Origin of the sequence: Ralstonia sp. TCR112, from assembly GCF_007997035.1 — a bacterium.
GTDB classification, from domain to species: Bacteria; Pseudomonadota; Gammaproteobacteria; order Burkholderiales; family Burkholderiaceae; genus Ralstonia; species Ralstonia edaphi.
Genome location: NZ_VOSS01000119.1, coordinates 1 through 7,587, shown reverse-complemented (window position 1 = coordinate 7,587; position 7,587 = coordinate 1). Strand labels below are relative to the sequence as shown.

Below are 7,587 nucleotides of genomic sequence, written 5' to 3'. Positions count from 1 at the left end.
TTGCTTACTTTTCTTTGGCAAGACAAAGAAAAGTAAGTCGGTCCCGGCAGGGAACGAAAGGGAGGTGGACCACCAACGCTCAAATCCTCAAAGGATCAATCTCCAACTGCCACCGCACCCCCTTCACAGTCTTGCCAATCCCCGCAAACCCCTCAGTCCAGGCAGTCAACAGCTTCTGCAAAGCCGCGCGAGAACCCGATTCCACCAGCAACTGCGCCCGCTCGCGGTTGGCCAGGCGCACCATCGTCATCGGCACCGGATCATGCAAAAACACCGGCGCGCCCAATTCAGCGGCCAAGGCTTCACCAGCCGAACGCGCGGCGCCCAAAAACTCCAGCGCGCGTGCGACTTCCTTGTGCTCTGCGGTCAACAACGCCTGATAGGCAAACGGCGGCAGCCCGGCCTGTTTGCGCTCCCGCAGCAGCTGGCGCGCAAAACCGTCGTAGTCGTGCCGAACCAGCGCCTGCAGCGCCGGTGCGTCGGGATACCGCGTCTGAATCAGCACCTCGCCGGCCAAGCCGGCCCGGCCCGCGCGGCCCGCCACCTGCATCAGCGAGGCAAAGAGATGCTCTCCCGCGCGGAAGTCGTGCGAGAACAGCGAGGAATCGGGCGCGACCACGCCCACCAGCGTCACGCGCTGGAAGTCGTGCCCCTTGGCGACCATCTGCGTGCCGATCAGGATGTCGACGCCGCCTTCGTGCACGGTGTCGAACAGCGCTTCGGCGCTGCCCTTGCGGCGGGTGGAATCGGCGTCGATGCGGGCGACGCGGGCCTGCGGAAACAGCTCGCCGAGCGTTTCTTCAATGCGCTGGGTGCCGCGCCCGAGCGGGGCGATGTCGACGTTGCCGCAGTCGGGGCAGTGATGCGGAATGCGCGATTCGTACCCGCAGTGGTGACAGCGCAGGCGCCGCTCCGGCTTGTGCAGCACCAGGTACGCCGAGCAGCGCGGACAGCCCGACAGCCAGCCGCAGGCGTCGCAGGACAGCACAGGCGCGTAGCCGCGGCGGTTGAGGAACAGCAGGCTTTGTTCGCCGCGCGCCAGGCGATCGGCAATCGCATCGACGAGCGGTTTGGACAGCCCATCACGAATCGCACGCCCGGCGCGGCGCTCCAGGTTCAGGTCGATGAGCGACACGCGCGGCAGCACCGCTTCTGCCTGCGCGCGTTGCGAGAGCGTCAGGCGCGTCGTAGCCGTCTGCTCGGCGCGCCACCAGGTTTCCAGCGACGGCGTGGCAGAGCCCAGTACCACGGGGATGTTGCGCTGCTTGGCACGCCATAGCGCCAGGTCGCGTGCGGAATAACGCAGACCCTCCTGCTGCTTGTACGACGTGTCGTGCTCCTCATCGACAAGGATGAGCGCGAGGTTGGGCAGCGACGCCAGCATCGCCAGCCGCGTGCCGAGCACGATGCGCGCTTCACCGCGATGCGCGGCCAGCCAGTTCAGCGCGCGCGGCTGTTCGGCCAGACCGCTGTGCAGCGCGGCCATGGGCACGCCGGGAAAACGCGCCGCAATGCGCGCCTCCAGCTGCGGCGTCAGGTTGATCTCGGGCACCAGCATCAGGACCTGCGCGGCGGGGTCGCGCGCCAAGGCGTCGGCGATGGCGTGCAGGTAGACCTCGGTCTTGCCGCTTCCGGTCACGCCAAACAATAGGAAGGGGCTGAAGGTACCCGCCGCCCCGGCCTGGGCGATGGCCGCCACGGCGGCGGCCTGTTCGTCGTTCAGGGCGGGCGCGACGGAAGGCGCCGGCAGCTCGAGCGGTTGCGGCAGCAGCGCCTTCGGCCGCAGTTCTGCGCGCAGCCAGCCGACGGTCGTCCAGTCCCGCAGCTTGGCGACGGCTTGCCCGTGCAATTCAACGGCGGCGCTGGTGGACAGCTCGCCATCGCCGGTCAGTGCTTCGGCCAGGCGCATGGCGCCGGACGCACGTTTCGGAACGCTGTCGAGCAACGCGGCCCGCGCCGGTTCAAACATCACGTAGACGGTTTCGTTGGCCTGCCGGGCGAGGTTGTCCCAGCTGCCCGGCGTGCGCCACAACGGCGGCAACGCGGGCAACGTCACCTCGCCGAGCGCACGGTGGTAGTAACCGGCAGCAAATTCGGCGAGCGCCCGCCATTCGGCGTCGAGCGGCGGCACCCAGGCCAGCACCCGCTCCACATCGCGCAGCTTTTCTTGCGGAACATCGGTGGTTGCGGCAGTTTCGACCACCAACGCCACCACCCGCCTGTTGCCGAACGGCACCACCACGAGCTGCCCAACCAGCACAGGTTGCCCGCACCGGTAATCGAACACGGCATCGAGCGGTGTATCGATCACCACACGCGCAATGGCAGCCGACACCTGGGCATCAGAAAACGCGGCGTCGACGTGGGCGGTGGTCATGCTTGGCGCAAACGGTTGAATTGCAAAGAGTTTGTTGCGATGCAGCGGCGCATCCTGCACCTGGGAAATGCGTCTTGCCCATCTCACCTTGCCTTCACAGCCATTGCCATGGTCGGTTCAATGTTCAAGTACTACTTGAGGTTTATGCCTTGGCGCCCTGATCGGCGACCGTTTTCCGGCCTATCCACACGGCCTGTGGATAACTTTGTTGAAAAGTCGGCCGCTGCGCCCGCGAAGGCCGGTAGACGCGCTGTTTTTCTAGCTTGCACGATTTACGCGCACGCGGCTTTCTTTCAGAAAAATCAAACACTTATGCGGTGCGTGCACAGAGCCGCCCCTGTTGCGCCGCGGAAAGAACCAGCCGCGACAGCTTTGTGCATAAGTCAAGTCTTGACAGCCGGCTTACGCACCAGAAAGCGCGAAATAAATCGCTTGACACCCCGTTGGGGCCAGATGGGGCCACCGGCACGCGAGTAGTCACTCACCCCTACTGCACCAAAGCGGCGAAGATTCCACCCGTGCCCCCGACTTCACGCACTATTGCGGCACGATTCAAACGCTATCGCACTGCAGCATTGATCTTGATCGTGTTACTTCGCTTTCGACCGCAGCGCGCGGCTGAAGCTGTGCACCTCCTCCACCAGCACCGATACGGCTTCGGGCGGGGTGAACTGCGAGATGCCGTGGCCGAGGTTGAAGATGTGGCCATCGCTGCCACCGCCGGCTGCGTAGTCTTCCAGCACGCGGCGCGCTTGCGCGCGAATCGCCTCCGGCTCGGCAAACAGCACGGTGGGGTCCAGGTTGCCTTGCAAGGCGACGCGGCCCGCCGTTCGCTGGCGAGCGCGCTGCAGGTTGACGGTCCAGTCCACGCCCAGCGCGTCAGCACCGGTCTCGGCCATGCCTTCGAGCCACAGGCCGCCGCCCTTGGTGAACAGGATGACCGGCACGCGCTGGCCGTCGGCCCCGGGGCGAATACCCTTCACCACGCGGGCCATGTAGGCCAGCGAAAACTCCTGGTAGATGCCATCGGCCAGCGCTCCGCCCCAGGTATCGAACACCTGCACAGCCTGTGCGCCTGCATCGATCTGTGCATTCAGATAGTCGATCACGGCCTGCGCGTTGATCTCCAGGATGCGGTGCATCAGGTCCGGGCGCGCGTAGAGCATCGACTTGACGGTGCGGAAGTCGTCCGAACCGCCGCCTTCGACCATGTAGCAGGCGAGCGTCCACGGGCTGCCCGAGAAGCCGATGAGCGGCACCCGCTGGCGGCCGTCCTGGACGAGCGCACGGCGGATTTCCGCCACGGCGTCAAACACGTATTGCAGCGACGACATGTCCGGCACGGACAGCGCCGCCACATCGGCTTCCGTGCGCACCGGCTTGGCAAAGCGCGGCCCCTCGCCTTGCGCGAACGACAGCCCCAGGCCCATGGCGTCGGGCACGGTCAGGATGTCGGAGAACAGGATTGCCGCGTCCAAGGGGTAGCGGTCCAGCGGCTGCAGCGTCACTTCCGTCGCGTACGCAGGCGACTTGGCCAAGCCGAGGAAGCTGCCGGCCCGCGCACGCGTGGCGTTGTACTCAGGCAGATAGCGGCCCGCCTGGCGCATCAGCCACAGCGGGGTGTAGTCGGTCGGCTGGCGGCGCAGGGCGCGCAGGAAGGTGTCGTTGGCGAGCGGGGCGGACATGGCGATGGACTCTTGAGGAGGGCGCCATTGTAAGGGATGGTGTTTTTATCCTTCCCTGACCCAGGCCAACCCGTCGCCAATCACGACGCAGATATCACGGCACCTTGTGCGTATCGCCCGCACGCTGCGGCGGCAGCTTGATCGCCATCGACTTGAAATCCGGGCTGGTGGTCAGTGTTCCGTGCACCACGCCGCGCGGAATCACGACCAGATCGCCCGCCCGGACTTCCCGCGGCGCGCTGTCGAGCCAGACGGTGGCCGTGCCCGACATCACGTACTGGATTTCGTCGGCGTACGTATGCGTGTGCTTGGCGACGGTACCGACCTGGACGCCCACCGTGCCGTTGGCCGCCGTGACCAGCGTCTTGGTGCGCAGCGTACCCATCTCGGCGATGACGGGGCCGATTTCGTCCGGCGTCATGCCGCCCATGTTGACGATCTGCGCCGCAAGCGGCGGTGCCGAGGCCGGAGCCGATGCCGCCGCCGGTTCTGGCACTTGCGCAAACGCGCCGACACCGGCGGCAAAGATAGCGGCAGCGGAAATCGCTCGAATCACAGCAACAGGACGATGGCGATGCATGATGGCTCCTCATGACGCGGCCGCCGTCAAGGCGCGGCAGTCCGTGTGGCGCGGTCGCTTGACCGACTCGCGGCGATTGTCGCATCGGCATGCGGCCGCGTAGACCTAGGGCGATTCCCGAGAAACCGGGGCGCCGCTCCCAAACCGGCTCGCCTATAGTGGACCGCGCCAAGCCCGCCACAAAACGACATCACAGGAGACCGGCATGACACACAAGGGAAGCTGCCACTGCGGCAAGGTCGCATTCGAAGTCGAAGGCCATCCGGAAAGCGCGATGGCGTGCAACTGCTCCATCTGTCAGCGCAAGGGCTCGCTGCTGTGGTTCGTGGCGCGCGACAAGGTGCGGCTGCTGACGCCGGAAGACAACGCAAGCACCTACCTCTTCCGCAAGCACGTCATCAAGCACCGCTTCTGCCCCACCTGCGGCATCCATCCGTATGCCGAGGGCGTCATGCCCGACGGCACGCCCATGATTGCCGTCAACGTGCGCTGTCTGGAAGACATCGATTTGGCCAGTGTGCCGGTCACCCACTTCGACGGGCGGTCGATGTAGCAGCGCGGCGCTACAGCCACATCTGCATCACGCGCTCGCCGGCCTCCACCGGCTTGCCGTTCGGCATCCACACCGCATCCAGCATCGGCCGCACGAGATCGAGTTCGGTCGACATGCCGTCCTGCCGGCCAAAGCGTGCGCTGTTGGCGGCCTGCGCTTCCACGATGCGGCGGTCCTGCTCCGCCACGCGATACAGGAACGGCCAGACGAGCCAGCGCACGGCCCAGGCCGGCGCCCAGCGGTTTTCCACATGCAGCGTGGCGAACAGGCGCGTGCGCATCTCGTCTTCGGGCGTGAAGTGCAGCGTGAAATACAGCGCACTGCCGTTGGCGTAGCGGTATTCGAGCTGGGCGGTGGAAGGCGCGGCGATACCGAAATGCGCACGCTCCATCGTGCGCGGCGATTCGAACAGGCGGTACAGCAGACCGCTTTGCTGCGGCTGGCCGGCGTAGTCGACCTGCAGGCCATCTGCCGACTGGGCGACGGTCACCGTCATCGGCTGGCGCGCGCCATGGCTGCGCACGAGACCCGGATGCACGAGATGCGTGTGCAGCGGGTCAAGAAAATTCTCCAGCGCGTCGGCGGGGCGTGCCTGCCACAGCGTGCTCCACAGAAAGCGGCGGCTGCCGGGCGGCAAGCGCTGCAGGAACGCCGGCAAGGCCGCAGGCGCAGCTTCGCCCGGCGGCCGTGCACTCATCCAGATCAGCCCGTCGTGCTCGAACACCTGCCACGCATTCACTTGCACGGCGGGCACGGCGGCGCCTGGGCACAGGCCCGGCATGGTGGTGCAGCGGCCGTCGGCGCCGAACGTCCAACCGTGGTATTTGCACTGCAGTGTCTCGCCAACGAGCTGGCCGTCGGACAACGGCACATGCCGATGCGGGCAGCGATCGTCCAGCGCAAGCAAGCCGCTGGAGGGCAAGCGCGCGAGCACCACCGCGCGGCCAAACACGGTCACGTGCATCGGTTTGTCGCGCAGGCGGTTCGCCTCGGCGACGGGATACCAGCCGCGCAGCAGCGTGGCGTTCCAGGCAGTCATAACTGAAAGCGTTGCATGATCGGCACGCCGATCCGGGTGGTGAGGGTGCGCAGCACGGCGACGGCGCGGCGCGTGGCGGGTGGCAGATGCCTGCAGTAGACGGCGCTCATCTCGATGGCCGGCACGCCTCCGCGCAGGCGCTTGAAGTGCGCGGCGCCAGCGCTCAGGTTCAACTCGGCATCGCGCGTGATGGTCAGGCGCAGCACGTGCGCCATCAGCAGGCGATACAGCCCTGCTTGCTGGGGCCACGTCGTGTCGTAGCCGACGATGGGCGCGGTCAGCAACGGCCCTTGCCCAAACACGCCGACCACCGCGCGCAGCACGCCCTGCGCATCCCGAAAACCCGCGCATTCGAGCAGCCCTGCCGCGTGCCACGCGCGAAGAAACGCTGCGGTGTAACGCGGGTTCAGCGCGGAATACTTGTCGAGATAGAGCTGCGCATAGAGCCGCTCGGCCTGCGCGAAGTCGGTGTCGGTCAAGGCGTCGTGCGGCACGAAGGTCAGCGGCGTCGCGTCGAGCAGCTTGAGGTCCCGCCGCAGATCGCGACGCAGTTCCGACACGCGCGACGCACGCTGCAACTGCAGGAACAGATAGACCTGCCGCGTGGGGATCAAATCGAAGCCGGCAGCCGTGGCGGCGCGCAGCCAGTCGGCGTGCTGGATCGTGTTGAGCGAACGCAGCCAGATCGCGCGGTCCGGCCAGCGCTCGCGGCATGTTCGCGCGAGCGCTTCCAGATCGAAGGCCGCCGCCGATGGATACAGGTTCGTACTGACCAGCCAGTTGTTGACGGCCACCGCACGGTCGAGCTGCGCATGCCGCATCCACGCATCGGCCAGGCCAATGGCGCCGCGCAGCACCGGCCGCAGCATGCGCGGCATCAATCGCTCGGATTCTTCCGCCGCATAGCGGCCGTACGTGGTGATGGGCGAGCAGACCCAGGCGTTTTCGGCATGGTCGGCGCGATCCTCACTGCCGTTGATGGTCACGGGCAGCGGCAGACCGCCAGCCTCCACCACGTCGACCTGCGTCACCAAGTTGGCGACGAACGGCTGCGACGCCTGCCCGCGATGCACGTGCAGGAACGCGCCGGCCTTGTCGGCAAAGCACGCATGCGGCACCGCAGCGGGCGCGTTCATACCTCGGGCAGCGCCTGGCCGTCCCACTCGATGTCTTGCGTGGCGGCTTCGCGCATGTTGCAACGTTGGGCGATGGCCATGCGCGCATAGGCGCCAAGATCGCGCACGCCGCCCCACAGCGGGCCGCGGTCGCCCGGCGTGGCGATGACGTCGGTGGCGGCGCGCCAGTCGTGGCGCCATTGGCGCAGCGTGCCGTGGCGCCACGCATCGAACAGCC

6 protein-coding genes and 1 pseudogene are annotated in these 7,587 nt (G+C 66.8%); 1 reads left to right on the top strand and 6 read right to left on the bottom strand.

Features of this window, described 5'->3' with window-relative positions:
- Positions 1 to 79 precede the first annotated feature (79 nt).
- The 3 genes from FUT88_RS23265 to FUT88_RS23255 all read right to left on the bottom strand — a co-directional run bounded on the left by FUT88_RS23265 (position 80) and on the right by FUT88_RS23255 (position 4,642).
- On the bottom strand, positions 80 to 2,377 hold the full coding sequence (locus tag FUT88_RS23265) for a primosomal protein N' (RefSeq protein WP_147214715.1): 2,298 nt from the start codon (positions 2,375 to 2,377) through the stop codon (positions 80 to 82).
- A gap of 590 nt (positions 2,378 to 2,967) precedes the next feature.
- Positions 2,968 to 4,062: a uroporphyrinogen decarboxylase gene (gene hemE, locus FUT88_RS23260; RefSeq protein WP_147214714.1), complete on the bottom strand. Its 1,095-nt coding sequence runs from the start codon at positions 4,060 to 4,062 to the stop codon at positions 2,968 to 2,970.
- Positions 4,063 to 4,156: 94 nt separating this feature from the next.
- Positions 4,157 to 4,642, bottom strand: a complete 486-nt coding sequence (locus FUT88_RS23255; protein ID WP_147214713.1) for a cupin domain-containing protein — start codon at positions 4,640 to 4,642, stop codon at positions 4,157 to 4,159.
- A gap of 205 nt (positions 4,643 to 4,847) precedes the next feature.
- On the opposite strand from FUT88_RS23255, the gene FUT88_RS23250 reads away from it, so the two are divergent.
- Positions 4,848 to 5,195 carry a GFA family protein gene (locus tag FUT88_RS23250; protein ID WP_147214712.1) on the top strand — a complete coding sequence of 116 codons (348 nt, stop codon included), beginning with the start codon at positions 4,848 to 4,850 and terminating at the stop codon, positions 5,193 to 5,195.
- 10 nt (positions 5,196 to 5,205) lie between these two features.
- Here FUT88_RS23250 and FUT88_RS23245 read toward each other — a convergent pair whose 3' ends face one another.
- From FUT88_RS23245 to FUT88_RS26315, 3 genes and pseudogenes are all read right to left on the bottom strand, one after another.
- Positions 5,206 to 6,234: a Rieske 2Fe-2S domain-containing protein gene (locus FUT88_RS23245; RefSeq protein ID WP_147214711.1), complete on the bottom strand. Its 1,029-nt coding sequence runs from the start codon at positions 6,232 to 6,234 to the stop codon at positions 5,206 to 5,208.
- Complete coding sequence (locus FUT88_RS23240; RefSeq protein WP_147218764.1) at positions 6,231 to 7,370, bottom strand: hypothetical protein; 1,140 nt, start codon at positions 7,368 to 7,370, stop codon at positions 6,231 to 6,233. The genes FUT88_RS23245 and FUT88_RS23240 overlap by 4 nt, the downstream gene beginning before the upstream one ends.
- Positions 7,367 to 7,587, bottom strand: a pseudogene (locus FUT88_RS26315) (ATP-grasp domain-containing protein); the annotation flags it as partial. The pseudogene FUT88_RS26315 and the gene FUT88_RS23240, both read right to left, overlap by 4 nt.

Coding starts and splice junctions, on each gene's coding strand:
- FUT88_RS23265 (WP_147214715.1), bottom strand. CDS start 2,377: ATGACCACCGCCCACGTCGACGCCGCGTTTTCTGATGCCCAGGTGTCG.
- hemE (WP_147214714.1), bottom strand. CDS start 4,062: ATGTCCGCCCCGCTCGCCAACGACACCTTCCTGCGCGCCCTGCGCCGC.
- FUT88_RS23255 (WP_147214713.1), bottom strand. CDS start 4,642: ATGCATCGCCATCGTCCTGTTGCTGTGATTCGAGCGATTTCCGCTGCC.
- FUT88_RS23250 (WP_147214712.1), top strand. CDS start 4,848: ATGACACACAAGGGAAGCTGCCACTGCGGCAAGGTCGCATTCGAAGTC.
- FUT88_RS23245 (WP_147214711.1), bottom strand. CDS start 6,234: ATGACTGCCTGGAACGCCACGCTGCTGCGCGGCTGGTATCCCGTCGCC.
- FUT88_RS23240 (WP_147218764.1), bottom strand. CDS start 7,370: ATGAACGCGCCCGCTGCGGTGCCGCATGCGTGCTTTGCCGACAAGGCC.